26 protein-coding genes and 3 tRNA genes are annotated in these 26,283 nt (G+C 71.8%); 9 read left to right on the forward strand and 20 right to left on the reverse strand.

Annotated elements, in window-relative coordinates; genetic code table 11:
• Positions 1–28: 28 nt before the first annotated feature.
• Positions 29–101 (reverse strand) — tRNA-Met (locus ACGFNH_RS23205).
• A 47-nt stretch (positions 102–148) separates the two neighbouring features.
• A tRNA-Thr gene (locus ACGFNH_RS23210) sits at positions 149–221 on the reverse strand.
• Between the two features lie 212 nt (positions 222–433).
• On the opposite strand from ACGFNH_RS23210, the gene ACGFNH_RS23215 reads away from it, so the two are divergent.
• From ACGFNH_RS23215 to ACGFNH_RS23230, 4 genes are all read left to right on the forward strand, one after another.
• Positions 434–1,792, forward strand: coding sequence for a hydrolase (locus ACGFNH_RS23215; protein WP_393656603.1), 1,359 nt, complete (start codon positions 434–436; stop codon positions 1,790–1,792).
• 139 nt (positions 1,793–1,931) lie between these two features.
• A complete protein-coding gene (locus tag ACGFNH_RS23220) occupies positions 1,932–2,594 on the forward strand; it encodes an SDR family oxidoreductase (protein ID WP_393656605.1) in 663 nt (220 codons plus the stop codon).
• Positions 2,595–2,886: 292 nt separating this feature from the next.
• On the forward strand, positions 2,887–3,111 hold the full coding sequence (locus ACGFNH_RS23225) for a hypothetical protein (protein ID WP_393656607.1): 225 nt from the start codon (positions 2,887–2,889) through the stop codon (positions 3,109–3,111).
• Positions 3,112–3,209: 98 nt separating this feature from the next.
• Positions 3,210–3,500, forward strand: coding sequence for a hypothetical protein (locus ACGFNH_RS23230; protein WP_393656609.1), 291 nt, complete (start codon positions 3,210–3,212; stop codon positions 3,498–3,500).
• A gap of 224 nt (positions 3,501–3,724) precedes the next feature.
• On the opposite strand, the gene ACGFNH_RS23235 is transcribed toward ACGFNH_RS23230, so the two are convergent.
• The 3 genes from ACGFNH_RS23235 to ACGFNH_RS23245 form a co-directional block, all read right to left on the reverse strand.
• A complete protein-coding gene (locus tag ACGFNH_RS23235) occupies positions 3,725–4,114 on the reverse strand; it encodes a VOC family protein (RefSeq protein WP_393656610.1) in 390 nt (129 codons plus the stop codon).
• A 164-nt stretch (positions 4,115–4,278) separates the two neighbouring features.
• The gene (locus tag ACGFNH_RS23240) at positions 4,279–4,695 is read right to left on the reverse strand and encodes a VOC family protein (protein WP_393656612.1); all 417 of its coding nucleotides are present in this window, start codon (positions 4,693–4,695) and stop codon (positions 4,279–4,281) included.
• A gap of 5 nt (positions 4,696–4,700) precedes the next feature.
• On the reverse strand, positions 4,701–5,126 hold the full coding sequence (locus ACGFNH_RS23245; RefSeq protein ID WP_393656614.1) for a helix-turn-helix domain-containing protein: 426 nt from the start codon (positions 5,124–5,126) through the stop codon (positions 4,701–4,703).
• A gap of 138 nt (positions 5,127–5,264) precedes the next feature.
• On the opposite strand from ACGFNH_RS23245, the gene ACGFNH_RS23250 reads away from it, so the two are divergent.
• Positions 5,265–5,555, forward strand: a complete 291-nt coding sequence (locus tag ACGFNH_RS23250; RefSeq protein WP_393656616.1) for a hypothetical protein — start codon at positions 5,265–5,267, stop codon at positions 5,553–5,555.
• Between the two features lie 159 nt (positions 5,556–5,714).
• Here ACGFNH_RS23250 and ACGFNH_RS23255 read toward each other — a convergent pair whose 3' ends face one another.
• From ACGFNH_RS23255 to ACGFNH_RS23265, 3 genes are all read right to left on the reverse strand, one after another.
• Positions 5,715–6,134, reverse strand: a complete 420-nt coding sequence (locus tag ACGFNH_RS23255; protein ID WP_393656617.1) for an RNA-binding S4 domain-containing protein — start codon at positions 6,132–6,134, stop codon at positions 5,715–5,717.
• A gap of 285 nt (positions 6,135–6,419) precedes the next feature.
• Positions 6,420–7,808 (reverse strand): hypothetical protein, encoded by a 1,389-nt coding sequence (locus ACGFNH_RS23260; RefSeq protein ID WP_393656619.1) that lies wholly within the window; start codon positions 7,806–7,808, stop codon positions 6,420–6,422.
• A 693-nt stretch (positions 7,809–8,501) separates the two neighbouring features.
• Positions 8,502–8,583, reverse strand: a tRNA-Tyr gene (locus ACGFNH_RS23265).
• Between the two features lie 193 nt (positions 8,584–8,776).
• On the opposite strand from ACGFNH_RS23265, the gene ACGFNH_RS23270 reads away from it, so the two are divergent.
• Positions 8,777–9,265, forward strand: a complete 489-nt coding sequence (locus ACGFNH_RS23270; protein ID WP_393656621.1) for a YajQ family cyclic di-GMP-binding protein — start codon at positions 8,777–8,779, stop codon at positions 9,263–9,265.
• A 178-nt stretch (positions 9,266–9,443) separates the two neighbouring features.
• On the opposite strand, the gene ACGFNH_RS23275 is transcribed toward ACGFNH_RS23270, so the two are convergent.
• From ACGFNH_RS23275 to ACGFNH_RS23330, 12 genes are all read right to left on the reverse strand, one after another.
• Positions 9,444–9,851, reverse strand: a complete 408-nt coding sequence (locus ACGFNH_RS23275) for a YccF domain-containing protein (RefSeq protein WP_393656623.1) — start codon at positions 9,849–9,851, stop codon at positions 9,444–9,446.
• 142 nt (positions 9,852–9,993) lie between these two features.
• On the reverse strand, positions 9,994–10,857 hold the full coding sequence (gene htpX / locus ACGFNH_RS23280) for a zinc metalloprotease HtpX (protein WP_393656625.1): 864 nt from the start codon (positions 10,855–10,857) through the stop codon (positions 9,994–9,996).
• 222 nt (positions 10,858–11,079) lie between these two features.
• On the reverse strand, positions 11,080–12,609 hold the full coding sequence (locus ACGFNH_RS23285) for an NADH-quinone oxidoreductase subunit N (protein WP_393656627.1): 1,530 nt from the start codon (positions 12,607–12,609) through the stop codon (positions 11,080–11,082).
• The gene (locus ACGFNH_RS23290; protein ID WP_393656629.1) at positions 12,609–14,294 is read right to left on the reverse strand and encodes a NuoM family protein; all 1,686 of its coding nucleotides are present in this window, start codon (positions 14,292–14,294) and stop codon (positions 12,609–12,611) included. Before ACGFNH_RS23290 ends, ACGFNH_RS23285 begins: the two co-directional genes overlap by 1 nt.
• A gap of 30 nt (positions 14,295–14,324) precedes the next feature.
• The gene (locus ACGFNH_RS23295; RefSeq protein WP_393656630.1) at positions 14,325–16,319 is read right to left on the reverse strand and encodes an NADH-quinone oxidoreductase subunit L; all 1,995 of its coding nucleotides are present in this window, start codon (positions 16,317–16,319) and stop codon (positions 14,325–14,327) included.
• On the reverse strand, positions 16,316–16,696 hold the full coding sequence (nuoK, locus tag ACGFNH_RS23300) for an NADH-quinone oxidoreductase subunit NuoK (protein ID WP_393656632.1): 381 nt from the start codon (positions 16,694–16,696) through the stop codon (positions 16,316–16,318). The genes ACGFNH_RS23295 and nuoK overlap by 4 nt, the downstream gene beginning before the upstream one ends.
• 1 nt (position 16,697) lies before the next feature.
• A complete protein-coding gene (locus ACGFNH_RS23305) occupies positions 16,698–17,294 on the reverse strand; it encodes an NADH-quinone oxidoreductase subunit J (protein WP_393656634.1) in 597 nt (198 codons plus the stop codon).
• Positions 17,291–17,980: a 4Fe-4S binding protein gene (locus tag ACGFNH_RS23310; protein WP_393656887.1), complete on the reverse strand. Its 690-nt coding sequence runs from the start codon at positions 17,978–17,980 to the stop codon at positions 17,291–17,293. The genes ACGFNH_RS23305 and ACGFNH_RS23310 overlap by 4 nt, the downstream gene beginning before the upstream one ends.
• 107 nt (positions 17,981–18,087) lie before the next feature.
• On the reverse strand, positions 18,088–19,056 hold the full coding sequence (locus ACGFNH_RS23315) for an NADH-quinone oxidoreductase subunit H (RefSeq protein ID WP_393656636.1): 969 nt from the start codon (positions 19,054–19,056) through the stop codon (positions 18,088–18,090).
• Positions 19,053–20,654, reverse strand: a complete 1,602-nt coding sequence (locus ACGFNH_RS23320) for an NADH-quinone oxidoreductase subunit C (protein WP_393656888.1) — start codon at positions 20,652–20,654, stop codon at positions 19,053–19,055. The genes ACGFNH_RS23315 and ACGFNH_RS23320 overlap by 4 nt, the downstream gene beginning before the upstream one ends.
• A 215-nt stretch (positions 20,655–20,869) precedes the next feature.
• Complete coding sequence (locus tag ACGFNH_RS23325) at positions 20,870–21,646, reverse strand: NADH-quinone oxidoreductase subunit B (RefSeq protein WP_393656638.1); 777 nt, start codon at positions 21,644–21,646, stop codon at positions 20,870–20,872.
• Positions 21,637–22,071, reverse strand: coding sequence for an NADH-quinone oxidoreductase subunit A (locus tag ACGFNH_RS23330; RefSeq protein WP_393656639.1), 435 nt, complete (start codon positions 22,069–22,071; stop codon positions 21,637–21,639). The genes ACGFNH_RS23325 and ACGFNH_RS23330 overlap by 10 nt, the downstream gene beginning before the upstream one ends.
• A gap of 161 nt (positions 22,072–22,232) precedes the next feature.
• On the opposite strand from ACGFNH_RS23330, the gene ACGFNH_RS23335 reads away from it, so the two are divergent.
• The 3 genes from ACGFNH_RS23335 to ACGFNH_RS23345 all read left to right on the forward strand — a co-directional run bounded on the left by ACGFNH_RS23335 (position 22,233) and on the right by ACGFNH_RS23345 (position 26,054).
• Positions 22,233–23,432 (forward strand): sensor histidine kinase, encoded by a 1,200-nt coding sequence (locus ACGFNH_RS23335; protein WP_393656641.1) that lies wholly within the window; start codon positions 22,233–22,235, stop codon positions 23,430–23,432.
• Between the two features lie 380 nt (positions 23,433–23,812).
• Complete coding sequence (locus ACGFNH_RS23340; RefSeq protein ID WP_393656643.1) at positions 23,813–25,207, forward strand: sensor histidine kinase; 1,395 nt, start codon at positions 23,813–23,815, stop codon at positions 25,205–25,207.
• 193 nt (positions 25,208–25,400) lie between these two features.
• Positions 25,401–26,054, forward strand: a complete 654-nt coding sequence (locus ACGFNH_RS23345) for a LuxR C-terminal-related transcriptional regulator (protein WP_393656890.1) — start codon at positions 25,401–25,403, stop codon at positions 26,052–26,054.
• Positions 26,055–26,283: the final 229 nt, after the last annotated feature.

A 26,283-nucleotide genomic window follows, 5' to 3' on the forward strand; every position in this document is an offset into this window, starting at 1 on the left:
GACCGATCCCACAATCGGCTACGCGGTGTAGCGGCGACCGGACTTGAACCGGTGACACAGCGATTATGAGCCGCTTGCTCTACCGACTGAGCTACGCCGCTTCGAGTGAGCTGACCTCCCGCCGCGAGGCGAGCTGCCGGATCACCAGAGCCCCAATACGGAATCGAACCGTAGACCTTCTCCTTACCATGGAGACGCTCTGCCGACTGAGCTATTGGGGCGAGCGGTGAAGACATTACACGCTCGGCCGCCGAACGTGAAATCCGTATCGGTGCTCCTTCCCAGGTGGCCAGGCCACCACACCAGTACGACTATTCGGCTCCTCCGCGATGCCGTCGAGGCCTCCCCCTAGGCTCGTCCCGCGCTGCGTGATCATGGCAGCGCGCCGGACAGTTCAGGGAGCGTCACCCCCTCAGGGACGTCAGGGAGCGCGATGCCAGAGAGCCACCCGCAGCACCCGCAGCAACCCCCGAAGCGCGACGGCGCGGCTCCCGAACCCGGCGCCCTGGTGCTGTGCGGCGCACGGCTCACCGACGGGCGGACGGTGGACGTACGACTCAGCGGCGGCCGGATCGAGGCCGTCGGTACGGCGGGCAGTCTCGCCCGCGGAGCGGGTCCGGCGGGGAGCGGGGCGAAGGTCGACCTAGGCGGGTATCTGCTGCTGCCCGCGCCGGCCGAGCCCCACGCGCACAGCGACACCGCCCTCACCGCCGACGCCGACGGCCCCGTCTCGTACGCGCCCGAGGACGTCCAGCGGCGCACGATCGAGGCCGCGCTCCTGCAGCTCGGGCACGGTGCCACGGCGCTGCGGACCCACGTACGGATCGGCGACGTCCAGGGGCTCGGCTCCCTGGAGGCCGTCCTCCACTCGCGGCGCGCGCTGCGCGGTCTGACCGACCTGTCCGCGGTCGCGGTTCCGCGCGTGCTGACGGGTGTGGCGGGCGCGGACGGCCTCGCGATGCTGCGGGACGCAGTGCAGATGGGTGCGGAGGTCGTCGGCGGCTGCCCCGACCTCGACCCCGACCCGACCGGTTACACGCAGGCGGTACTGGAGGTCGCGGCGGAACACGGCTGCGCCGTGGACCTGCACACGGAAGGTGACGATCCGGCGCGGCTCGCGCGGCTGGCCGCGATGGCGGGGGGCCTGCGTCCCGGCGTCTCGCTCGGGCCGTGCGCGGGACTCTCCCGCCTGCCGCAAGGCGTCGCGGAGCGGGCGGCGGACCAGCTCGCGGCGGCCGGGATCACGGTCGTCTGCCTGCCGCAGGGTGGCTGCGGAGCCATGGAGCGGACGGGCGCCGGCGAGCGGCCGCCCGCCGAGGACCCACGGGAACGGCGGGAGGGGCGCACCCGCGCGGCCCGCTCCCACGCCGGCACCGGGCACGGAGCGTGCGCCGCACCCGTACGGCTTCTGCGAGCCGCGGGCGTACGGGTCGCGGCGGGGAGCGGAGCGATGCGCGACGCCGCGAACCCGGTGGGGCGCGGCGACCCGCTGGAGGCGGCGTATCTCCTGACGGCCCAGGGCGGGGAGCGGCCGGAGACCGCGTACGAGACGGTGAGCGGGCACGCGCGGGCGGCGATGGCACTGCCGGAGGTGCGCGTGGAGGCCGGTTTCCCCGCGGAGTTGCTGGCGGTGCGCGGGGACGGGCTCGCGGGGGTGCTGTCCCTGGCGTACAGCCGGATCGTGGTGCACCGGGGGCGTGTAGTGGCGAGGACGAGCGCGGTGCGCGAGTACTGCGACTCGGCGGCGGTGGCAGGGCTGGACCTGCCACGGCAGGCCTCGGGCGGATCCTGACGCGAGCGGCGCGCGGGCGAGGCAGTGTCCCGGATCGGGGAACTCCTGAGGAACTGCCGGGAGTTCACGGGCGCTCGATGGACGGCATCGCGCCGTGTCCCGAAGCCGCGACACGGGCGCCGGGCGTACGGTCGGAACCATGCGCATTGTCATCGCTGGTGGACACGGTCAGATCGCGCGGCGGCTGGAGAAGCTCCTCACGACGCGCGGAGACGAGGCCGCGGGCCTTATCCGCAACCCCGAACACGCGGACGATCTGCGGGCGGCGGGCGCCGACCCCGTCCTCTGCGATCTGGAGTCGGCCTCGGTCGAGGAGGTCGCGTCGCATCTGCGGGGTGCGGACGCGGTGGTCTTCGCCGCCGGGGCGGGGCCGGGCAGCGGCACCGCGCGCAAGGACACGGTGGACCACGCCGCGGCGGTGCTGTTCGCGGACGCGGCCGAGCGGGCGGGCGTACGGCGCCACGTCATGGTCTCCTCCATGGGCGCCGACAAGGAGCCGCCGCCGGGCACCGACCCCGTGTTCGCGACGTACCTGCGTGCCAAGAAGGCGGCCGACGACGACCTGCGGGCGCGGAAGGCACTGGACTGGACGATCCTGCGGCCGGGCCGGCTGACCAACGAAACCGGCACGGGCACGGTCGACCTCACCGAGCACACAGGGCGGGACGCGGTGCCGAGGGACGATGTCGCGGCCGTCCTCGCCGCTCTCCTCCACGAGCCGGGCACAGCGGGGCTGGTCCTGGAGCTGATCAGCGGGACGGTGCCGGTCGAGGCGGCGGTCAAGGCCGTGTCCACGCGCTGACACCCCGCTCCTGCCTCAGCAGGCGGCGGTTGCGACCTCTTGGTTGCGACCTCTCGGACCTCTTGCGTGGGGGGGGGCCCCCCCCCGGGGGGGGGCCCCCCGGGGGCCCCCCCCCGGGGGGGCCAGGGGGGGCCACCGCCGCGGGGGGTGGGACCCCCCCCGCGGGGGGGCCCGGGGGGGGGGACCCGCGGGGGGCGCGTCTCGCTGTTTGGGGGCCCCGCGCGGGGGGGGGGGGGGGGGCGCCCCCGGGGGGGGGGGCGCCCCGGGGGGCCCCCCCCCCCACGCTGGGAACATGGAGGGACAGCCGCCCGTCGTCGTTCACCCGCCGGACCGGGGCGCCCGGCGCGTGACCATCCGCGGCGAGCCGGTCGGCAAGGCACACGCGCCGAAGGACGTGATCGAGTTCCTGCGCGTGGCCGGGCTGGACGAGAGCGCGGTGGACCTGGATGACCCGAACCTCATCGAATGGCGTGGCGGGGGTCCTGCCGACTGGCCCGACGAACAGGCCCGGCCATGAAACCCCTTGGTCCGACGGACCCCGCGGAGCACTGGGTCAGCAGCGGCCCGGGCGCCGGCCCCTCGGGCCCGGCGGGGCGCCGGGAACGGGGAGACGCCGTGGACCCGGCAGACCCCATGGACCCGGCGGATCCCGCGCAGCCAGGAGAGTCGGCCATCACGCAGACCGAGCGCACGGTCCTGCGCGCCATCGACGCGTTCCTGGACACCAAACCACCCCGCCAACCCCACCCGAGCGATCTCATCGGGGCCACCGGACTGACCGAGGACAGCGTGACGGAGGCCGTCCTTTCGCTGGAGCGACTCGACTACATCGTGGTCGAGCCCGTGAAGCTCGGCGGCACGGGCGAGATCACGCACATCACCAGGACGGGTCAGCACCACCTGTGACGGTCGGCCAGGGACGCGCCCAGCCATGGCCCGGCGACCCGCGACCCGCGACCCGCGACCCGCGAGGCAACTACACACGACAACGGCCGTACGGCGGTCGGTGCGTGGGGACTTCGCGGAACGAGGCGCCGATCCGGCCTCCTGGGACCGGACGGCCGGACCGGCGCCTTGGTGCCCTGACGCCTCACTGCCTCACGGCGCGGGCCGCCTCTGTCGTCGCGCGCCTACTTCTCGTGGTCGGCGTACGGGCGCGTGATGATCTCCATCCCATGCCCGGCGGGATCGAGGAAATACAGCCCCCGGCCGCCGTGATGGTGGTTGATCTCCCCGGGCTGCTTGCCGTGCGGATCGGCGTAGTACGTGATCCCGGCCTGCCGGATCCGCTCGAAGGCGGCGTCGAACTCCTCGTCGGAGATGAGGAACGCGTAGTGCTGCATGGTGATGGACTCCGCCGGAATCATGGCGAAATCCAGGGTGACCGCATTGCTCGTGGCGACCGGAATGAACGGGCCCCACTCGGCGCCGATCTCCAAGTCCAGGATGTGGGCGAGGAATTCGGCGGATTTCCGGTTGTCCCGGGCGTGAACGATGGTGTGATTCAACTCGACTGACACGGTGGAATGCCTCCGTAAGGCAAACTCACGGCACCTCCATGCCTCACCCGGCCGGTGACCGGCACGCGATGCCGTACCCCGGATCGTAGGCAGCGCTCGGCCCGGACGTCGAGGCCGAGGAGTACGGCGGGCCCCGCCGTACTCCGCCCGTCGGCCGGCGGATCTCAGCGGGCGCGCGGGCCGCTGAACCGCAGCAGGTTGCCCGCGGGGTCGCGGAAGGCGCAGTCCCGGACACCGTACGGCTGGTCGATCGGCTCCTGGACCACCTCGCCGCCGGCCGCGCGGATGTGCTCGAACGTGGCGTCGCAGTCGTCCGTCTCGAAGATGACGCCCCGCAGCAAGCCCTTGGCGAGGAGTTCACCCATGGCCTGTTTGTCGGCGGGCGAGGTATTGGGGTCCGCGGCCGGCGGTTCGAGGACGATGTCCAGGTCCGGCTGGGACGGCGGGCCGACGGTCACCCAGCGCATTCCCTCGAATCCGACGTCATTGCGTACGTCGAATCCGAGAATGTCGCGGTAGAAGACGAGCGCCTTGTCGTGGTCGTCGACGGCGATGAAGCAGTGCGAAAGCTTGAGTTCCATGCGTTTTACGGTACGGGCGGGGGTGCCGGATCGGCTTCTCCATTCCTGACCGGCCGCGTGAACCTCTTGGCGACGCAGGCGGGAATCCCGGCGCCGAAGTCGTGGCTTCGGGCCCGGTAGGCGCTCGGCGTCTCACCGACCAGTTCGGTGAAGCGGGAGCTGAACGACCCCAGGGACGTACATCCGACCGCGTAGCACACCTCGGTCACCGTGAGATCGCCGCGCCGCAGCAGGGCCTTGGCCCGTTCGATGCGGCGGGTCATCAGGTAGCTGTACGGGGTCTCGCCGAAGGCGGCTCGGAAGCTGCGCGAGAAGTGGCCGGGCGACATGAGGGCGACACGTGCCAGGGCGGGGACGTCGAGGGGCTCCGCGTAGTCGCGGTCCATCAGGTCACGGGCCCGGCGCAGCCGGACGAGGTCCGCGGAGGTCACGCGACCAGCATCCCACGGCGGACGGGCGCTGCGGCAGGCGAGGGAGGGACGGGCAGACGGCGGTCCTCGTACGGGCGGCGGGAAATCCCGGGCGTGTGCTCCCGCCGCCCGGATTCGAACTCACGTACTATTAGGACTGTGGCGGACACCTATGACTTTCCCGAGGACCTCTTGGAGGCGCAGCAGGAGCTGCATCAGGTGCGGCACGAGCTCAGCGCGCTCTACGGGCGGCTGCCGCAGTACACGGAGGGCTGGGGCGACGAGGACCGCACGGCGGTCGGGGTGCTGCTGGACCGCGACTTGGAGCTCGCGGTGTTCGTGAGCACCCACACCTTTTGGGACTCCCTCGAAGGCCCGACGCGCGTGACGGCGCGGATGGCGCTCAAGCATGTGAACGAATCGGGGGACGACGCAGCGGCGGAGGGCTGAGCGGCGCAGGTCGGGGTGGGCGGACGGCACGCGGAGCGGCGCGGCCGGAATCGAACCCGGCGCGTGTGCGGGCTACCGCATGAGCCGCTGCGCGCGGTGTGCTGTCGGCACGCGGTGGGGGCGCGGTGGGCGCCCGGTGGCCTTGCCGTCCGCCGGGCGTCAGGCGTCTCCCGAGCCCCCGGCACCGGGAGCGGGAGCGGCGTCGCCGCGGCTTCGCAGTCGGTCCATCTCCCGCCGGTCTCGCTTCGTCGGCCGCCCCGCACCGCGATCGCGCCGTGCGACCTCCGCAGGGCCGAGGCGCTCGGGCGGCGGCGGGCTGTTGTCGACGTAGCACTCCACGGCGACGGGCGCACCCACGCGCTTGCGTACGAGACGCGAGACGACCACGATCCGCTCCCGGCCGGCGAGGCGCAGCCGCACCTCGTCCCCGGTCCGCACCGCGTGGGACGCCTTGACGCGCTCGCCGTTGACGCGGACGTGCCCGCCCCGACAGGCCGTTGCCGCCATCGAACGGGTCTTGGTCAGGCGTACGGACCAGATCCAGCTGTCGACCCGTACGGTCCCCTCGTCGGAAGCCATGGATACGACTCTAGGCGGGGCGGCGGCCGGACAGGAGCGGGACGGCCCGGCTCAGCCGCGTCGCCCCGCCGGCGTCCCTGCTCGTACGTATCGGGCGACCGCGGCGCGAACGGCCCCCGGCGTTGCCGTTTCCGCAAGCCGGGGCCGCATGTCGCACCGGCGAACGGCTGGTTCGAACCGGACCGAACCGGCGACGTTCCCCTTCAGGGCGCGATGGGCATGGCCAGGCCCCGCCGGACGGGGTACGCGGATGCGGGCTGGGCCGGTCGGACAGGGGCGGGGTGGCTACCGGTAGACGGAGGCGACGGACTTCGACGCGTCGACGGTCCCGCACTGGGCCCGGCTGCTGGAGCCGGAGGCGCTGAGGGCGGTGTTGTTGAGGTTGCCGCAGGCGTTGTTCTGCCGGCCCTCCTGGGCGGTGTTCTGCTGGAACAGGTTCGCCGTGCTCGAGCCGCCCTCCACCTCGGCGCCACCGCTGACCTCGGCGGTGCCCACCCCGTGGGAGCGGTCGTGGTGGGTGCAGCGGTTCTCCGCCCGGCCGCCTTCCACGCTGACGAAGGAGCTGTTGAGGTTGCCGCAGGCGTTGTTCTGCCGACCCTCCTGGGCGGTGTTCTGCTGGAACAGATCGGCACTCGCGTTGCCGCCCGTGGTGTGGGCGCCGTTGCTCTTGGTCAGGGTGTGGCGGTTCCGGGAGTTGTCGTGGGCGGAGCAGCTGCTCTCCGCCCGGCCGCCTTCCACGTCGATGTTGGAACTGTTGAGGTCGGCGCAGGCGTTGTTCTGCCGGCCCTCTTGAGCGGTGTTCTGCTGAGATACGAAGCCGGCCCCGCCGCCGGCGGTGGTGTGGGCGCCGCCGCTCTTGGCCAGGGTGTGGTGATTGCGGGAGAGGTCGTGAGTGGTGCAGCGGCTCTCCGTGCTGCCTCCGGACACGCTGATGCCGTTGTTGAGAAGGCGGGCGCAGGCGTTGTTCTGCCGACCCTCTTGAGCGATGTTGTCCTCGGAGTCGACGATGCCGGTCGCCCCGCCGCCCCCGCCGGTGGTGTGGGCGCCGCCGCTCTTGGCCAGGGTGTGGTGATTGCGGGAGAGGTCGTGGGTGGTGCAGCGGCTCTCCATCCGGCCGCCGTCCACTTGGGAGACGGCGCCGTTGGAGTGGGCGCAATAGGCGTTCTGCCGCCCTTCCTGGGCGGTGTTCTGCTGGAACAAGGCGGGCCCCGCAGTGCCGCCGGCGGTGTGGGCGCCTCCGCTCTTGGCCAGGGTGTGGTGGTTGCGGGACCGGTCGTGGTTGGCGCAGCCGCTCTCCACCCGGCCGCCTTCGACGAAGATGTTGGTGAAGCGGTCGCAGGCGTTGTTCTGCCGGCCCTTCTGGGCGGTGTTCCCCTGGAACACGTCGGCGCCCGCACTGCCGCCGTCGGCGTGGGCGCCGCCGCCCTTGGCCAGCACACGCTCGTTGACGGAGGCGTCGCCGCTGGCGCAGCGGACGACCGACCGGCCGCCGGTCACCTCGATGGTCGTGCGGTTGGGGTTGGCGCAGGTGTTGTTCTGCTTGCTCTGCTGGGCGGTGTTCTGCTGGAAGAACCCACCGGCCGAGCCGGCACCGCCGGAAGCGGTGGCGCCGGGGCCGTCCGCGAAGGCGATCCCGGGCCATGCGGACGCCATTCCCGCTACTGCCAGGGCCACCAGCGTTGCTCTTCCGATCCGCTGCACCTGCACTGTTCCTCCCGGCCTGGTTCGGAGACTCGTGACCTCCTCAACGACGTCCAGGGCGGCTCGACATGGCCCGACCGCAGGTGTCCTTCCGACGGCGTACGGGATCCGGACCCGCACGGACTCCGGGGGATTCGCCACCTGAGGGACGGGAGTTCTCCAGGACCGCACAGCCCGGCAGGGCACGTCGACGCAGAAGATCACGAACCCACCCGGCACGTGGTTCCCGCGCGGATCCTGCGGCGCTCGGAGACCAGCTCTGCTGATCCCGTTGGCATGCGGGTTGGCGCAGACACAGAAGACGGCCCTGACACGATCACGTGTCGGGGCCCGCTGACCCTGGTGGGCGATGGCGGCTGGGGGCGGGGGGCTCGGGGCGAACCGGCGAGCACCCTGGAGGTGCCGTCCGCCCGGTGCCCGATGCTCTGTCCTCTCGCCGAGAAAGCATGGGGGTGCTCGAGCGCGAGCACGAAGCAGCGGCCCCCGGTGGCCATGCACCGAGCACCTCGTGCCCCAATGCCTCCGCTCCCGTCCACGCCCCGTCCACAACTACTGATAGAGGGCGGGAAAGGACGAGACGGAGCGAGACAGCACCCGCCGCTCAACGATGCAACACAAAGGGCCCCTGGCCTGCGTTTCCGCAGGCCAGGGGCCCTTCTTCGCGTGTGGCGGGTGTAGGGTTCGAACCTACGTAGGCATTGCCGGCAGATTTACAGTCTGCTCCCTTTGGCCGCTCGGGCAACCCGCCGGGGATGTGGCCGGGACCTGCGCTTTTCGCGCGGCGCTCCCTGGCAACGACGTAAACCATACCTGATGGCGGGGGGTGGTTCGCCACCCGGTTGATCGCCGCTGGAACCCCGTCCCGGGTGACTAGGCTGACGGTGCGGGCCGGGGACGGTTCCGTACACATGACGGATCTAGGTACGAGGAGCCAACTCACCATGGCCGACTCCAGTTTCGACATCGTCTCGAAGGTCGAGCGGCAGGAGGTCGACAACGCCCTCAACCAGGCGAGCCGCGAGATCTCCCAGCGGTACGACTTCAAGAACGTCGGGGCATCCATCGAGTGGTCCGGCGACAAGATCGAGATGCGGGCCAACTCCGAGGAGCGGGTCAAGGCGATCCTCGACGTCTTCCAGTCCAAGCTGGTCAAGCGCGGCATCTCCCTGAAGGCCCTGGACACGGGCGAGCCGCAGGCCTCGGGCAAGGAGTACAAGATCTTCGCCTCGTTGCAGGAGGGGATCACGCAGGAGAACGCGAAGAAGGTCGCCAAGGTCATCCGCGACGAGGGCCCGAAGGGCGTCAAGGCGCAGGTGCAGGGCGACGAGCTCCGGGTGACCTCCAAGAGCCGCGACGACCTGCAGTCGATCATCGCGCTGCTCAAGGGCAAGGACTTCGACTTCGCGCTGCAGTTCGTCAACTACCGGTGAGAGCAGGCCTGTCGCACGGCAGGCAGCCGACTGCCCGTCCTCCCGCGCCTCGCAGAACCCCGAGGCATCGAGGAATTCCGGGTCCTCGCGGAATCCCCGGGCCCCGGGGGCACCGGAGCAGTCCACGGCGGTACGGCGGCGGCGTCGTACCGCCGTCGCCGTACCTGCGGCCGCCGGGTCACCAGCTCCGCGCGAACTCCCCTTGGTCGGTGGGGACGATGTCACGGCCCAGGGGCATCAGCGAGATCGGGATCAGCTTCAAGTTGGCCCAGCCGAACGGGATCCCGATGATCGACAGGAACAGCGGGATGCTCGTGACCAGGTGCCCGAGAGCGAGCCACCAGCCTGCGAAGATCACCCAGATCACATTGCCGACGAATGACGGCGCCCCCGCGTCCCGCCGTTCGACGGTGGTCCTGCCGAACGGCCACAGCACGTACCCCGCTATGCGGAGCGCGGCGATGCCGAACGGGATGGTGATGATGAGGATGAAGCAGACGAGGGCTGCTACGGCATAGGCAATGGCCATCCATATGCCGCAGAAGATCAACCAGAGAATGTTCAGAATGAGATTGATCGGCGTCATGCTTCCAGCGTCCCACGGCGCCGAACCGGCCGCGCTACGAGTCCCCGGGCCGGTCGAGGGCCTGTTTCCGGGCCTCCCGTCCCGACCTTCCCGGCGCCCCGCCCCACCCTCGTGCGTGCCTGAGGACGACCCCGCCGGCACCTCAGTTCCGGTGGCCCGCCATCTGCTCGAGGCGGGCGATGCGCTCCGCCATCGGCGGGTGGGTGGAGAAGAGCTTGGCCATGCCCGTGCCGGGGCGGAACGGGTTGGCGATCATCAGGTGGCTCGTGGTCTCCAGGCGCGGCTCGGGCGGCAGCGGGAGCTGCTTCGTCCCTGCCTCGAGCTTGCGCAGGGCGGAGGCCAGGGCGAGCGGATCGCCGGTGAGCTGGGCGCCCGAGGCATCGGCCTCGTACTCCCGTGAGCGGCTGACCGCGAGCTGGATCAGGGAGGCGGCCAGCGGGCCGAGGATCATGATCAGCAGCAGGCCGAGGATGCCGGGGCCCTCGTCGTCGTCGGACCGTCCTATGGGGATCAGCCAGGCGAAGTTCACCAGGAACATCACCACCGAGGCCAGTGCCCCCGCGACCGAGGAGATGAGGATGTCGCGGTTGTACACGTGGCTGAGTTCATGGCCGATGACGCCGCGCAGTTCGCGCTCGGTGAGGATCTGCAGGATGCCGTCGGTGCAGCAGACGGCGGCGTTGCGCGGATTGCGGCCCGTGGCGAAGGCGTTCGGCGCCTGGGTGGGCGAGATGTAGAGCCGGGGCATGGGCTGCCGGGCGGCGGTCGAGAGTTCGCGGACCAAGCGGTACAGGGCCGGGGCCTCGAACTCGCTCACCGGGCGGGCCCGCATGGCGCGCAGGGCGAGCTTGTCGCTGTTCCAGTAGGCGTACGCGTTCATGCCCAGCGCCACGACGACGGCGACGATCAGGCCCGTACGGCCGAAGACGCTGCCGATGACGATGATGAGTGCCGACAGGCCGCCCAGAAGCAGGGCAGTCCTCAGTCCGTTGTGCCGGCGGTGCACGGTACGCCCTCCCAGTGCTGTGGCGGGGACCCCTCTGACTCGGTGTCTTCCACTCTTCAGTGGACCCTCCTGCACTGGTCAACGCGAGGCGGGCCGCCCTGGTTCCCTGGTCCGGCCGGGCGGGTCACGGTGCGTACGGGTGACGCAGGGGCGGCCTGGAGTGCCGTGCGGCGCGTCCTCGGAACAGGGTTGCGCGCGCCTCGGAGCAGTGTCGTGCGCGCCTCAGAGCAGCGTCGCCGAGGCGAAGCGCAGAACGAGTTGGGGTGCGCCGGAGAGCGCGATGCCGAGGAGCGCGGCGAGAGCGATGGCAGCGGTCAGCGGGGCGGGGACGCGGACCCTCGCGGGGGCGGCCTCGGAGGCGGCCTCGGAGGTGCCCTCGGGGGCGCGGAAGAGGACGGCCGTCCACTGGAGGTAGTAGTAGAGCGCGATGACGACGTTCACCGCCATGACCACGGCCAGCCAGGCGAGTCCGGCGTCCACGGCGACCGAGAAGACCGTGACCTTGGCGAAGAGTCCGATGATGCCCGGCGGCAGGCCGGCCAGGTTGAGCAGGAAGAAGCCCATCGCGAGGGCGGCGAGGGGGCGGGAGGCGTACAGGCCGCGGTAGTCGTCGATGCGGCCCGCGGGGCTCGTACGGCTGACGAGGGCGGCGACGCCGAACGCGCCGAGGTTCACGGCGCCGTACATGAGGGCGTACGCGACGGTGGAGCCGATCGCACGGGCAGGGTCGTCGACGTAACCGGCGGCGGCGATGGGGACCAGCAGATAGCCGGCCTGGGAGACCGATGACCAGGCCAGCAGGCGTACGGCGCTGTGGGCACGGTCGGGGCGCTGGCGCAGGGCCGCGACATTGCCCGCGGTCATGGTGAGGGCGGCCAGGACGGCGAGGACGGGGCCCCACACGTCCGCGTACGACGGGAACGCGATGACCGTGATCAGGATGATGCCGGTGAAGCCGACGGCCTTGCCGATGACGGAGAGGTACGCGGCGACGGGCAGGGGCGCCCCGACGTAGGTGTCGGGCACCCAGAAGTGGAAGGGAACGGCCGCGGTCTTGAAGGCGAAGCCGACGAGCGTGATGGCGACGCCCGCCGTGACGAGGGTGTCGAAGCGGCCCGGCACGTCGTTCAGCCGGGAGGCGACCTCGGTGAGGTGCATGCTGCCGGTGGCGGCGTAGACGAAGCTGATCCCGAGCAGGGTGACGGCCGTTGCGGCGACCGAGGAGAGGAAGAACTTGAGCGCGGCCTCCGAGGAGAGCCGGTCGCCGCGGCGCAGGCCGACCAGCGCGAAGGCCGGGAGCGAGGCCACTTCGAGGGCGACGACGAGGGTCGCGAGGTCGCGCGAGGCGGGCAGCAGCGCCGCACCGGCGGCCGAGGCCAGCAGCAGGAACCAGTACTCGCCCGCGGGGAGTTCGGACTCCTTGACGGTGTGGATCGACAGCAGGGCGGAGACCAGCGCGCCGGCGAGCACCAGGAGCTGGATCGCCAGCGTGAAGTGGTCGGCGGTGTAGCTGCAGACGCCGGGGTCGGAGGTCAGGCAGAAGGTACTGCGGTCGCCGTCGAGGAGCGGCAGGAGGGAGAGCGTGGCGAGGGCGAGGCCGGCGATCGCGATCCAGCCGAGGACGGGTTTGCGGCGCTCGGGGACGAAGAGGTCGGCGACGAGGGCGACGAGCCCGGCCACTGCGGCGATGGTGGGCGGGGCGATCGCGAGCCAGTCGACGGACTGGACCAGGCTTCCTGCGGCCACAGTCATCACTTGCCTCCTGCGAGGAGCTGCTGCACGGCCGGATCGGTGAGGCCGATGAGGGCCGCGGGCCAGAGCCCGGCGAGAACGGTGAGGGCCACCAGCGGGGTCCAGGCGGCGCTTTCATAGCCGCGGACGTCGGCCAAGGCGGGCGTGGACCCCGGTTTGGCCCGGGGGTCGATGCGGGGCCCGCGTCCGGCGACGGGCTCGGCGGATCCCTGCGGGTGCGGTTCGCCGTCGGCGAGGGGCTCGGGCTCGGGCTCCAGGCGTTCGCCCATGCACAGGCGGCGTACGACGACCAGCAGGTACGCGGCGGTGAGCAGGGTGCCGAGGCCCGCCAGCACCATGAAGGTCAGATACGCGGGACGGCTGAGCCCCTCGGCCGGACTGAACGCGGCGAACATCGCCAGCATCTCGCCCCAGAATCCGGCCAGTCCGGGCAGGCCGAGCGAGGCGACGGCGGCGAAGGCGAACAGCGCACCGAGGCGCGGGGTCCTGCCGTAGAGCGCGGCGCCGGTGGCCCCCGCGAGCCGGTCGAGGTCGGTGGAGCCGCAGCGCTCCTTGACCGCGCCGACGAGGAAGAAGAGGAGGCCGGTGATCAGGCCGTGGGCGATGTTGGCGAAGAGCGCGCCGTTGAGTCCGGTGGGCGTCAGGGTGGCGATGCCCAGGAGCACGAACCCCATGTGGCCGACGGACGAGTACGCGATGAGGCGCTTCAGATCGCCCTTGGCGCCGGTGCGGGCGAGCGCGAGGCAGGCCAGGGACCCGTAGACGATGCCGACGGCGGCGAAGGCGGCGAGGTACGGGGCGAAGGTGCGCATGCCCTCGGGGGCGATGGGGAGCACGATCCGCACGAAGCCGTACGTGCCCATCTTCAGCAGGACGCCGGCGAGGAGGACGGAGCCGACGGTGGGAGCGGCGGTGTGGGCGTCCGGGAGCCAGCTGTGCAGCGGCCACATCGGGGTCTTCACGGCGAGGCCGATGCCGATGGCGAGGACGGCGAGGAGTTGCGTGGTGCGACTGAGCGATGACCCGTTGTCAGTGGCGAGTGCCACCATGTCGAACGTGCCGCCCTGAAGACCGACGAGGAGGAGGCCGAGCAGCATGACGACCGAGCCGAGGAGGGTGAAGAGGATGAACTTCCAGGCCGAGGCCTCGCGGCGCTCGCCGCCCCAGCGGGCGATGAGGAAGTACATCGGGATGAGCACCATCTCGAAGGCCAGGAAGAACAGCAGCAGATCGAGGACGGCGAAGGTCGCGAGGGTGCCCGTCTCGAGGACGAGCAGCAGGGCGACGAACGCCGTGGCGGAGCCGCGCCCGGCGCCCGGTGCTCCGTCGGAGTCGCGCCGGGCGAACGGCGGGCGGAAGTAGCTGTAGAGCGCGCAGAGGAAGGTCAGCAGCGCGGTCAGCACGAGGAGGGGGAGCGAGATGCCGTCGATGCCGAGGTGGATCCGCACGTCGAGGGCGGGGATCCAGCTGATGTCCGTCGTCGCCTGGATCCTCGACGGGTGGTCGTGGTCGAAGCCGATCGCCAGGGCGATGGAAAGGGCGAGGACGACGCCGGTGACGGTCACGCCGTGGCGCAGCACGGCCTGTTGGGGGTTCCTGCCCCTGAGTCCGGGCGGGGCCGGGAGCAGCGCCGCGGCGGCGCCGATCAGGGGGAGGACGACGACGGCCGCGAGAAGGTACTGCATAGCGGTCTCATTGATCAGGCCAGTCATGGCTCACGCTCCGGCGGCGACGAGGACGGCGGCGATAGCCAGGACGACGGAGCCGGCGAGCAGCGCGCTGAGATAGGTCTGCACGTTGCCGGTCTGGGTGCGGCGGACGACCGCACCGAGGAGGCGGGCGGAACCACCCGCGCCGCGCACGTAGGTGTCGACGACCTCGCGGTCGAGGAAGCGGACGAGCCGGGCGGCTGCGCCCACGGGGCGTACGAACAGCGCGGTGTAGACCACGTCGAGGTGGAAGCCGTGGGCCGCGGGCCCATGGAGCGGGCCGAGCAGGAGGCGGCCGGGATCGGCGGGGTCCTCGGCGGAGGCGATATCGCCGTAGACGGCCTCGTGGGTGTCGATGGCCTCGATCTCGGTGAGGGCGGGCTCGGTGTGCGGGTGCGCCGCGACCGCGCCGACGGGGGTCCGGCCGGCGAGGGCTGCGGTGTGCCGCCAGGCCGCATAGGTCACCAGACCGCCGACGAGGGCCAGTCCGGTGCCGAGGACGGAGGTGGTCAGCGTCGGGTCGAGCGAGCGGTCGTCGAACCAGCCGGGGAGGAATCCGACGGTGATGCCGAAGGCGGCGGTGGGCAGGAAGAGCACCCACAGCACGGCGTTCATGACGACGGGCTGCCTGCCGAGGTCGGGGGCGGGCGCGCCCTTGCCGCGGAAGGCGAGGAGCCAGAGGCGGGCGGCGTAGCCCGCGGTGAGGAGCGCGGTGAGCAGTCCGGAGACGAGGACGATCCAGCCCGCGGGGCCGGGGACCCCCTCGGCGTGACCGGTGGCCGCGTGCTCGGCGGCCCCCAGGACGGCCTCCTTGGAGAAGAAGCCGGCGAAGGGCGGGATGGCGGCGAGCGCGAGGAGGGCGACGGTCATCGTCCAGTACGCGTCGGGGATGCGGCGTGCCAGCCCATCCATCCGGCTCATCGCGGCAAGGGAGTTGGTGCCGGCGGCGGCGATCACGACGCCGGCGCCGAGGAAGAGGAGGGCCTTGAACGCACCGTGGGAGAGGAGGTGGAAGACGGCCGCGCCGCGGTCGCCGACGGCGAGGGCGCCGATCATGTAGCCGAGCTGGCCGATCGTCGAATAGGCCAGGACGCGCTTGATGTCGTCCTGGGCGAGGGCGGCGAGCGCGGAGCCGACCATCGTGACGGCCGCCATCACCGCCATCACGACCAGCGCGGCTGCGGAGGCGGCAAAGACGGGGAGCAGCCGGGCGATGAAATACACGCCCGCGGCGACCATCGTGGCGGCGTGGATCAGCGCGGATACGGGGGTGGGACCCGCCATCGCGTCCGGCAGCCAGGTGTGCAGCGGGAACTGTGCGGACTTGCCCGCCACACCGGCGAGGAGCAGCAGCGCGATGAGCGTCGGGTGGTCGAGGCCGTTCCCGGAGACGACGGCGGTGAGGATGCCGTTGATCCGGAAGGTGCCGGCGTCGGCGGCCAGCGCGAACAGGCCGAAGAGGAAGGGGACATCGCCGAGCTTGGTGACCAGGAACGCCTTGATCGAGGCCGACCGGGCGGCCTCGGTCTCCCAGTAGTGCCCCACGAGGAAGTACGAGCAGATGCCCATGATCTCCCAGCCGACCAGCAGCACCATCAGGTCGCCGGAGTAGACGACGAGCAGCATGGCGGAGGTGAAGAGGGAGACGAGCGCGGCATATGAGGCGTAGCGCGGGTCATTGCGCAGATAGCCGGTCGAGTAGAGCTGCACGCACGAGGCGACGACACCGACGACCACGGCCACCAGCGCCGCGAACCCGTCGATGGACAGCGCCAGATCGATGGGTACCGAGCCGGTGGGCGTGAGCTGCGTCGCGGCGTTGACCGCCTCGCCGCCGCCCTGCCGTACGGCGACGACCACCGCGAGTGCGGCGGCGGTCAGGGTCGGCAGGATCGCCAGGGGGCGTACGAAGCCGGGGGCGCGGCGGCCGGTCATCAGGCCCGCCGCTGCCCCGAGGAAGGGCAGCAGCGGGACGAGGACGGCGAGAGTCGTGGTCGTCACGCGGCGGCCTCCGCCTGCTCGGCCGGGGTCTGCTGGGCCGGCTGCTCGTCCGGGCCGCCCGGGCCGTCGGGCCGCTCGGCGAGGTCGCGGAGCCGGTCGACGTCGGAGCTGCCCCGGTTGCGGTACACGAGCAGCACGATCGCCAGGCCGATGCCGATCTCGGCCGCGGCGATGGTGATGGTGAAGAGGGTGAGTGCCTGACCGGCGTGGAGGGTGTCGCGGAGCCAGACGTCGAAGGCCACGAGGTTGAGGTTGACGGCGTTGAGCATCAGCTCGACGGACATCAGGACCAGGATCGCGTTGCGCCGGGCGAGCACACCGTAGAGGCCGGTGCAGAAGAGGAGGACGGCGAGCACGGCGGGATAGGCGAGGTGCATCTCAGCGCTGCTCCTTACCGTTGGCGGCGGCCGGGGGGCGGCTGTCGGCGGCGCCTTCGCCCGCATCGTTCCGGCGGGAGAGGACGATCGCGCCGACGAGGGCGGCGAGCAGCAGGACGGAGAGCGCCTCGAACGGCAGCACCCAGTGCCGGAAGAGGAACTCTCCGGAGACCTTGGTCGAGCCCTGGGCGGGCCCGTCGAGGTCGATCCAGGTCGCGCGGAAGGCGTCCACGACGACCCAGACGAGGGCCCCGGCCGCGCCGACGGCCACGACGAGCGCGGCCCAGCGGTTGCCGGAGTCCGCGTCAGGGGACCGGCCGATGGGCGCCCTGGTGAGCATCAGCCCGAAGAGAAGGAGGACGACCACGGAGCCGACGTAGATGAGCACCTGAACCCAGGCGATGAACTCGGCCGTGAGAAGCAGGTATTCGACGGCGAGGCCGCCGAGCGTCACGACCAGCCACAGTGCGGCGTGCACGAGCTGGCGCGTCGTCACGGTGATCAGGGCCGCCCCGAACGTGACAAGACCGACGAGGAGGAACGCGATCTCCACGCCGGTGGGCGACAGGAAGCCGTGGCTTGCGGCTGCGAGCGTCACGCCTCCCCCTCCTGCTGCCGGTTGTCCGTCTGATCGTCCGTCTTGCTGTCCGTCTTGTTGTCCGTCGGGTGCCGCTTCTCCGTCGCCGGGTCCGCGGGTTGTTCCTGTGCGGACGGATCCTGTGCTGACTGGTTCTGTCCAGGGTGGTTCTGTACGGGCTGCTGCTGTGCGGGCTGTTCCCGTACGGCCTCCGCTTCGGCCTGCTCCAAGGCGGCCTGTTCCGCGGCCGCGAGCTTATCGGCGGCCTTGCGGGCCGCGCCGAGTTCCTTCGGTTCCTCGGCGGCAGGATCGAGCGCGGGCGGGGCGGGTACGGTCCACATCCACTCGCGGAGCCGGTCCCGCTCGTGGGTCAGATCGCGGATGTCCTCCTCCGCGTACTCGAACTCCGGCGACCAGAACAGCGCGTCGAAGGGGCACACCTCGATGCAGATACCGCAGTACATGCACAGGGCGAAGTCGATGGCGAAGCGGTCCAGGACGTTGCGGCTGCGCTCGCGCCCGCCGGGGGTGGCGGCCGGCACCGTCTCCTTGTGGGAGTCGATGTAGATGCACCAGTCCGGGCACTCGCGCGCACAGAGCATGCAGACCGTGCAGTTCTCCTCGAAGAGCGCGATGACACCGCGGCTGCGGGGCGGCAGGTGCGGCTGCGCGTCCGGGTACTGCGCGGTGTGCGACTTTCGCGTCATCGTCCGCAGGGTGACGGCCAGGCCCTTGGCGAGCCCGCTGCCGGGGAAGGAGCGGGCTCGCCCGGAGGGCGCCTTCGAGGGGTGGTGGTCGGGCGACGGGCGGGACATCAGGAGATCACCACCTTGACGATGCCGGTGAGCGCGATCTGCGCGAGTGCGAGCGGGATGAGGACGGTCCACGCGAGCTTCTGCAACTGGTCCTCGCGCAGCCGCGGATAGCTCACCCTCAGCCAGATGACGACGAAAGCGAGGATCGCGGTCTTCAGCAGCGTCCAGAGCCAGCCGAGTCCATCGGCCCCGAAGGGCCCGTGCCAGCCGCCGAGGAAGAGGACGGTCGTCAGACCGCAGAGGACGATGATGCCCGCGTACTCGGCGAGCAGGAAGAGCGCGAACCGCAGGCCCGTGTACTCGGTGTACGCACCGAAGATGATCTCGGAGTCGGCGACCGGCATGTCGAACGGCGGCCGCTGCAGCTCGGCCAGGCCCGCCGTGAAGAACACCAGCCCGCCGACGATCTGCCACGGGATCCACCACCACTGGAAGCCATCGAGGATGCCGACCAGGGAGACGGTCCCGGCGGCCATCGCGACGGATCCCGCGGTGAGCAGCATCGGCAGCTCGTACGCGAGGAGTTGCGCGGCGGTGCGCAGACCGCCGAGCAGGGAGAACTTGTTCGCCGACGCCCAGCCCGCCATCAATGAGCCGAGCACGCCGATTCCCATCACGGCGAGGACGAAGAAGATGCCCGCGTCGACGACCTGCCCGACCGCGCCCTCCCCCGGCCCGATCGGGATGGCGACGATGACGAGGAGGTACGGCAGCAGCGCGACGGCGGGGGCGAGCTGGAAGATCCGCCGGTCCGCACCGGCGGGCACGACGTCCTCCTTCTGCGCGAACTTGACGCCGTCCGCGACGAGTTGGGCCCAGCCGTGGAATCCGCCCGCGTACATGGGGCCGAGGCGGCCCTGCATATGTGCCATGACCTTGTGCTCGGTCTGCCCGACGATCAGTGGCAGGAGCAGGAAGGCGACGAAGACGGCGAGCAGCCGCCAGGTGACGTCGATGACGTCGCTCATGCGGTTTCGCCTCCGTCGTCGGTCCGGGGTGGGTCGGTGGTGGTGTCGTCCTCGCGGGACGAGCGGGCGCTCGGCTCGGTGCCGGGTTCCCCGTCGGGCTCGATGCCGGGTTCCCTGTGCTGCTCGGTGCCGGGTTCCGGGCTCGGCTCGGTGCCGGGCTGTTTCTCACCGGCCGAGTCGCCGTCCCCGCGGGCGGGTTCGGCGGGTTCGGCGGGTTCGGCGGGTTCTGTGGCTTCGTCCGGGGTGCCGGGCGTGCCCGCCTCCGGGGGAGCTGGCGTACGGGCCGTGTCCGGAGAATCGGCCGTACGTGCCGCGTCCCGGGAATCGGCCGTACGGACCGTGTCCGGGGCGGATCCGTCGTCCGCCGCATCGTCCGCCGTCCGCGGCTCGGCCTTCTCCGGCGCGGAGTTGTCCTCGAACGCCGGACGGGCATGGTGCCAGGGGGCGTCCACCGCGCGCCGCGCGGCGGCGGGCCCCTCGGCCGCGGGCGCCGAGTCCTTCCCGGCGGCGGATGAGGACTCGCGTGCCTCCGGCTTCCCGGCGTCCGTTGCCTCGGTGGCCTCCGGGGCCTGTTCGCCCGAGCCGCCGGGCTCACCCGCCGCACCGGACGTAGCGGCCGCACCGGGCTCACCCACCGCTCCGGACGTAGCGGCCGTACTCGTCTCGCCCGGACCCTTGGTGGCATCGGGCTCACGTGCGGGCGCGGACGCCGCCTCGGGTTGCGGCTTCGCGGCCGGCCGACTCTGCTGACTCGCCGAACCCTCGCTCGCACTGCGCGTACGGCGTGCGGGCGGCTCGGTCGGCGCGGGTGCCTCAGGCGCCGAGGCGGCCTCGCTCGCGGCGGCACCCTCCGCGCCCTGCCTGCTCGCCGGCCCGGCACCCGCACCCGCAGTCCGCGTACGGCGCGGCGGACGCTCACCCCCGGCGGCGCGGGCGCCCCGGGCGGGACGGGCGGGCGCGGGCGGCAACTGGCCCTTGAGAGGCCCCCATTCGTTCGGGTCGGGCACGCCCGGCGGCAGCATCTGCCGCCGCTTGGGCCCTCCGTGCTCGGACTCCCCCGGCTCCTTGGCCCCCGGCCACGCCTTCGCCACCCGCGCCGCCAGGACGAAGTCCTTGCGCAGCGGGTGTCCTTCGAAGGTGTCGGGCAGCAACAGCGGTACGAGGTGGGGGTGTCCGGTGAAGTCCACGCCGAACATCTCGTGCGTCTCGCGCTCGTGCCAGCCCGCGCCCGCGTAGACGTCGATCGCGGTGGGCAGGGCGGGCGCGTCGTGCGGCACGGTCGTCCGGATGTGCAGCCGGTGCGGTCGTGCGGCACCAGCGTCCGCGGCCCCTCCGTCCCGGGCGATCACATCCTCGGTTCCGGTGCCGGGTACGCCTCCCGGGAGAGCGACGACATGCGCCGAGACGCGGAAGCCCACGCCGGGCTCGTCGACCGCGCTCAGCCAGTCGAAGTAGGTGCAGCCGAGGGTGTCCCGTGCGGTCTCCAGCGCGGACAGCCAGGAGGCGGGCGGGACATCGACGGTCAGCAGGTCGTACGACTCCTCGGCCGTCGCCTCCTCGCCGAACAGCTCCGCGGTACGGCCCGGCAGCCAGCCCACCGGCGGCTCGGCGGGCGCGGCCGGCGTCTCCGCAGCAGCCCCCTCCGCAGCAGCCTCCTCGGCAGCGGCGTCCTCCGCCCCGGAGGGCCCCGTTACGGATGCCTCCGCTCCGGAGGTCTGCGCCGGGGATGTCTCCGCTCCGGACGCCTCCGCCCCGGACGTCTCTGCCGCACGGGTGGGGTCGTTCTCCGGCTCTCTCGGCTCCGTGGGCTCGCTCACCGGCCGTCTCCCTCCGGCGCCTCCGGTGTCCCCGGTGCCGTTGGTCCCTCCGGTGCCTCCGGTCCCTCCGCGGCCGAACCAGCCCCACCGGCCGAACCAGCAGAACCAGCCCCACCGGCCGAACCAGCAGAACCAGCCCCACCGGCCGAGTCACCCGAGGCCCCCGGCGGCAACGGCGGCTGCACCAGCCCGCTGCGCAGCGCGGCCGTCGGAGCACGGCCGACCGCACCGCTCCCGGAACTCCCGCCCGGGGCAGTGCCGTACCGCTCGCCCAGCGACTCGCGCGCGATCTTCTCCTGGAGTTTGAGGATGCCCTGCAGCAGGGCCTCCGGCCGCGGCGGGCAGCCGGGGACGTAGACGTCGACGGGGATGATCTGGTCGACGCCCTTGGTCACGGCGTACGAGTCCCAGTACGGGCCGCCGCAGTTCGAGCAGGCGCCGAAGGAAATCACGTACTTCGGCTCGGGCATCTGCTCGTACAGCCGCTTGACCGCCGGGGCCATCTTGTCCGTGACCGTGCCGGAGACGATCATGAGGTCCGCCTGGCGCGGGCCCGGGGCGAACGGGATCACCCCGAGCCGGATGAAGTCGTGCCGCGCCATCGACGCGGCGATGAACTCGATCGCGCAGCACGCCAGCCCGAAGTTGAAGACCCACAGGCTGTAGCGGCGGCCCCAGTTCAGGACCACCTTCATCGGCTCCGGGGCGAGGCGGGAGAGCACACCGAGCCTGCGCGGCTCCGGGAGCAGCTCGGGAGCGGGTGTCACGTCCATGCGAGGACGCCCTTCTTCCAGGCGTAGAGCAGACCCACGGCGAGGAAGCCGAGGAAGACGAACATCTCCACCAGCGTCGTCGCGCCGTAGCCGGGGGCGGCGAAGATCGTGGCCCACGGGAACAGAAAGATCGAGTCCACCGCGAAGATCACGTACAGGAACGCGTACACGTAGTAGCGGACCTGTGTGTGCGCCCAGCCCTCGCCGACGGGGTCGACGCCGCACTCATAGGTCAGCAGCTTCTCCGGCGTGGGCACGGCGGGCCGCAGCAGCCGCCCGGCCCCGAAGGCCACGGCCACGAACAGCACGCCGACGACGGCGAGCAGGCCGACCACCGAGTAGCTCTCGTAATAGTCCGCGGCATAGCCGGTCGCCACGTCCGTCACGTCCGCCCCTCGCTCCCTGACTGCCGGTGGGTTCTGCATTGTTCGACGATCTGTACGGACGGGAAGTCTAGGGCCTGCCACAGGCCGCGTGAGCAGCCGTCTCACGTCCCCGCCCCGGACAGCAGGTGGGGTTGTCCCCACCCGTCTCCCACCTAATCACCCCATGGCGCCCACCGGGCCCCTCCCGGCAGGCTGACTCCATGACCGAGAGCTCCCCTTCCTCCCCGGGCGCCGTGACCGCCGCCGCGGACGACGACGACCGGCTGCCGCCCCCGGGCAGCACCTTCGGCGCACAGACCTGGCGGGAGGTGGCCCACCTCCTGGCCAACCTGCCGATGGCACTCGCGGGGTTCGTCTACGTGACGACGTGGGTGCTGACGGGCTCGGCGCTCTCGGTGACCGTGATCGGGCTGCCGCTGCTCGCGGCCGGCATGGCGGGGGCGCGGCTGCTCGGCCGGTGGGAGCGGGCGCGGGCCCGGGCGCTGCTGCGCGTACGGATCGAGGAGCCGTCGCCGCTGCGTCACCGCGCGGAGGGCGGCTTCTTCCCCTGGCTGTGGACGAGCCTGCGGGACCCGGTCGGCTGGCGCGCGGCGCTGTACTCCTTCATGCGGCTGCCGTGGGGCGTGGTCACCTTCGCCGTCACCCTTGTCTCGCTCTTCGTGCTGTGGCCGGTGCTGCCGTGGATCGCGCGGGGACTGACCAACGCCGACCGGGCGATGGTCCGAGGGCTGCTGTCCCCCTCCGACGAGCTGGAGCGGCGTATCGAGGAGCTGGAGTCGGACCGGGGCATCGTCGTCGACACCGCGGCCGCCGACCTCCGCCGGATCGAACGCGACCTCCACGACGGAGCACAAGCACGCCTCGTCGCCCTCGCCATGGACCTCGGCCTCGCCAAGGAAAAACTCCTCGAAGACCCCGAAGCCGCCGCCCGCATGGTCGACGAAGCCCACGGAGAAGTGAAAATCGCCCTCCAAGAACTCCGCGACCTCGCCCGCGGCATCCACCCCGCCATCCTCACCGACCGCGGACTCGGACCCGCACTCTCCGCACTCGCCGCCCGATGCACCGTCCCCGTCACAGTCACCGCCGAACTCCCCACCCGCCCCGCACCCGCCATCGAAGGCATCGCCTACTTCACCGTCTCCGAACTCCTCCAGAACATCAGCAAACACAGCGGTGCCCGTTCCGCGTCGCTCGAGCTGTGGCGGTCCGAGCATCGGCTGCTCCTCCAGATCCGGGACGACGGGCGCGGCGGTGCGCGCCTGGACGGCGGCAGCGGACTCGCAGGGCTGGCCGAGCGGCTGGGCGCGGTGGACGGGCTGTTCGTGCTCGACTCCCCCGAGGGCGGGCCGACGTCGGTGACGGCGGAGCTGCCCTGGCGGGACCGTACGGACGCCTGACGGACCGTACGGACGCCTGGCCCTGACGGACGGACCGTACGGACGCCTGACACGTACGGCGGCGTACGCGTACAGGCCTCTCCTCCACCCGGGGCCCCCGCGCCCGTACCACTGAGGAACGCGGGCAGTGCCGAGACGGACGACCGGGCGCCGGCGGGGGTGGGGACAGCCCCACCCCCGGAACACCGAGCCGCTCCATGGTTCCGCCCACCCCCGCACCCGCAGCCTTGAACCAGCGGTTCCGCACCACAGACCTCTGACCCGGCAGACCCCTGGCCCGGTGCACCACGGCCCCGGCACACCCCCCTCCGCGAGGACCGGCCACCGGGCCTCACTCGCAGCGACTCACCCGCCCGACGGCAGAAACGGATGGCGACACGATGGACACCGCATACGGCTACGGGCCGCAGACCCGTCCGCACGGGATGCCCGCGGCGCTGCGCGCCCCGATCGAGGGCCGCACCTGGCGGGAGTTCCTCCACCTGCTGCTCAATCTGCCCCTCGCGATCGTGATGTTCGTGTACGCGGTGGCGACGACCAGCCTGGGCGTCGGACTGCTCGTCACGTTCCTCGGGGTGCCGGTGCTGGCGGCCGCGCTGGCCGGCGCGCGCGGTCTCGGCAGCCTGGAGCGGGCGAGGGCCCGTGCGCTGCTGCGTCTGGACGTGGCGGCGCCCGAGCCGGTACGCCCCCGGCGCGGCGGGCTGATGCCGTTGATCGGGGCGGTGCTGAAGAGCGGGGCGTCCTGGCGTCACCTGCTCTACTGCGTGCTGCACTTCCCCTGGGCGGTCTTCGCCTTCTGCGTCTCGCTCGTGCTGTGGGTGAACGCCTGGGGGATGTTCCTCTATCCGCTGTGGCACTGGACGTTCCCCCGCTTCATGGACCAGCCGGGTATGCAGCTCTACGGGAGTGAGGACGGCCGGGACCGCTTCTACCTCGACTCGCCCTTCGAGGTCGCCGTCACCTCCGGCGCCGGCCTGCTGCTGGTCCTCGCCACTCCCTGGGTGATCCGCGGATTCGCGCAGGTGGACCGGACGATGGTCGCCGGGCTGCTCGGGCCGTCCCGGCTGGTGACGCGGGTGACGGAGCTGGAGTCGGACCGGGGCGTCGTGATCGACACCGCCGCCGCCGACCTCCGCCGGATCGAACGCGACCTCCACGACGGAGCACAAGCACGCCTCGTCGCCCTCGCCATGGACCTCGGCCTCGCCAAGGAAAAACTCCTCGAAGACCCCGAAGCCGCCGCCCGCATGGTCGACGAAGCCCACGGAGAAGTGAAAATCGCCCTCCAAGAACTCCGCGACCTCGCCCGCGGCATCCACCCCGCCATCCTCACCGACCGCGGACTCGGACCCGCACTCTCCGCACTCGCCGCCCGATGCACCGTCCCCGTCACCGTCACCGCCGAACTCCCCACCCGCCCCGCACCCGCCATCGAAGGCATCGCCTACTTCACCGTCTCCGAACTCCTCCAGAACATCAGCAAACACAGCGAAGCGACCGCCGCCTCCGTGGACGTCTGGCGGGCGGAGGGACGGATCATGGTCCAGGTGACGGACAACGGCCTGGGCGGCGCGACAGCGTCCGTCGCCGCCCGGGACGGGAGCGGGGGCGGCGGCATCGGGCTGTCGGGCCTCGCCGAGCGGCTCGACGCGGTCGACGGCCTGCTCGTCGTGGACTCCCCGCCGGGCACCGGCACCACCGTCACCGCCGAACTCCCCTGGCGTGCGCAGCCCTCGTCCTCCCCGCGCCGCCTGGGACCGTCATCCGGATCCTGAGACACTGGGGCACGCGATCGGGCGGCGTCGGGGACACCGGCGCCGTCAGGGGACGCGGACCCATCAGGGACACGGACGACGCCTTCAAGGGCGGACGACGTCCTCCGGGGCGCGGACGGCGCTCTGGGACACGGCGAATCGGGGGACAGCAGACGTGACGGACGCGCAGGGCGGCGAGCGGGACACCGTACGGGTGGTCATCGCCGAGGACTCGGTGCTGCTGCGGGAGGGGCTGACCCGGCTGATCACCGACCGGGGCCACGAGGTGGTCGCCGGTGTCGGCGACGCCGAGGCGCTGATCAAGGCGATCGCGGAGATGGACGCACGGGGCGAGCTGCCGGACGTGGTCGTCGCCGACGTACGGATGCCGCCGACGCACACCGACGAGGGCGTCCGGGCGGCCGTACGGCTGCGCCGCGATCACCCGGGTCTGGGCGTGCTGGTCCTCTCGCAGTACGTGGAGGAGCAGTACGCGACGGAGCTGATCGCCGGAAGCAGCCGGGGCGTGGGCTATCTGCTCAAGGACCGGGTGGCCGAGGTGCGTGAGTTCGTGGACGCGGTGGTGCGGGTCGCCCGGGGCGGTACGGCGCTCGACCCGGAGGTCGTCGCCCAGCTCCTGGGGCGCAGCCGCAAGCAGGACGTGCTGGCGGGGCTGACCCCGCGGGAGCGGGAGGTCCTGGGGCTGATGGCCGAGGGCCGTACGAACTCGGCGATCGCACGGGCGCTGGTCGTGAGCGACGGCGCGGTGGAGAAGCACGTGAGCAACATCTTCATGAAGCTGGGCCTGTCACAGAGTGACGGAGATCACCGTCGCGTGCTGGCCGTGCTCACGTATCTCAACTCCTGAAGCCGTTCCGCGCCGTTCACTCGAGTCGTGGTCGTAGGCCCAAAGAATGAGCCTGGGGCCTGGGACGAGGACGGGCCCAGCAAGCCGGGCAAGTAACGACATACCGGCTCAGAACGGCGTCTCGCACCGGGGTCCACGACGTGAGAGCTAGGGGGAAGGTCACCCTTACCCCCGTACAGTGGCCGAGGGAACAACCGGTCGGTACGTCGCGAGACCCCAGCCGCCGCCT

Source organism: Streptomyces sp. NPDC048639 (assembly GCF_043199075.1).
Lineage (GTDB): Bacteria > Actinomycetota > Actinomycetes > Streptomycetales > Streptomycetaceae > Streptomyces.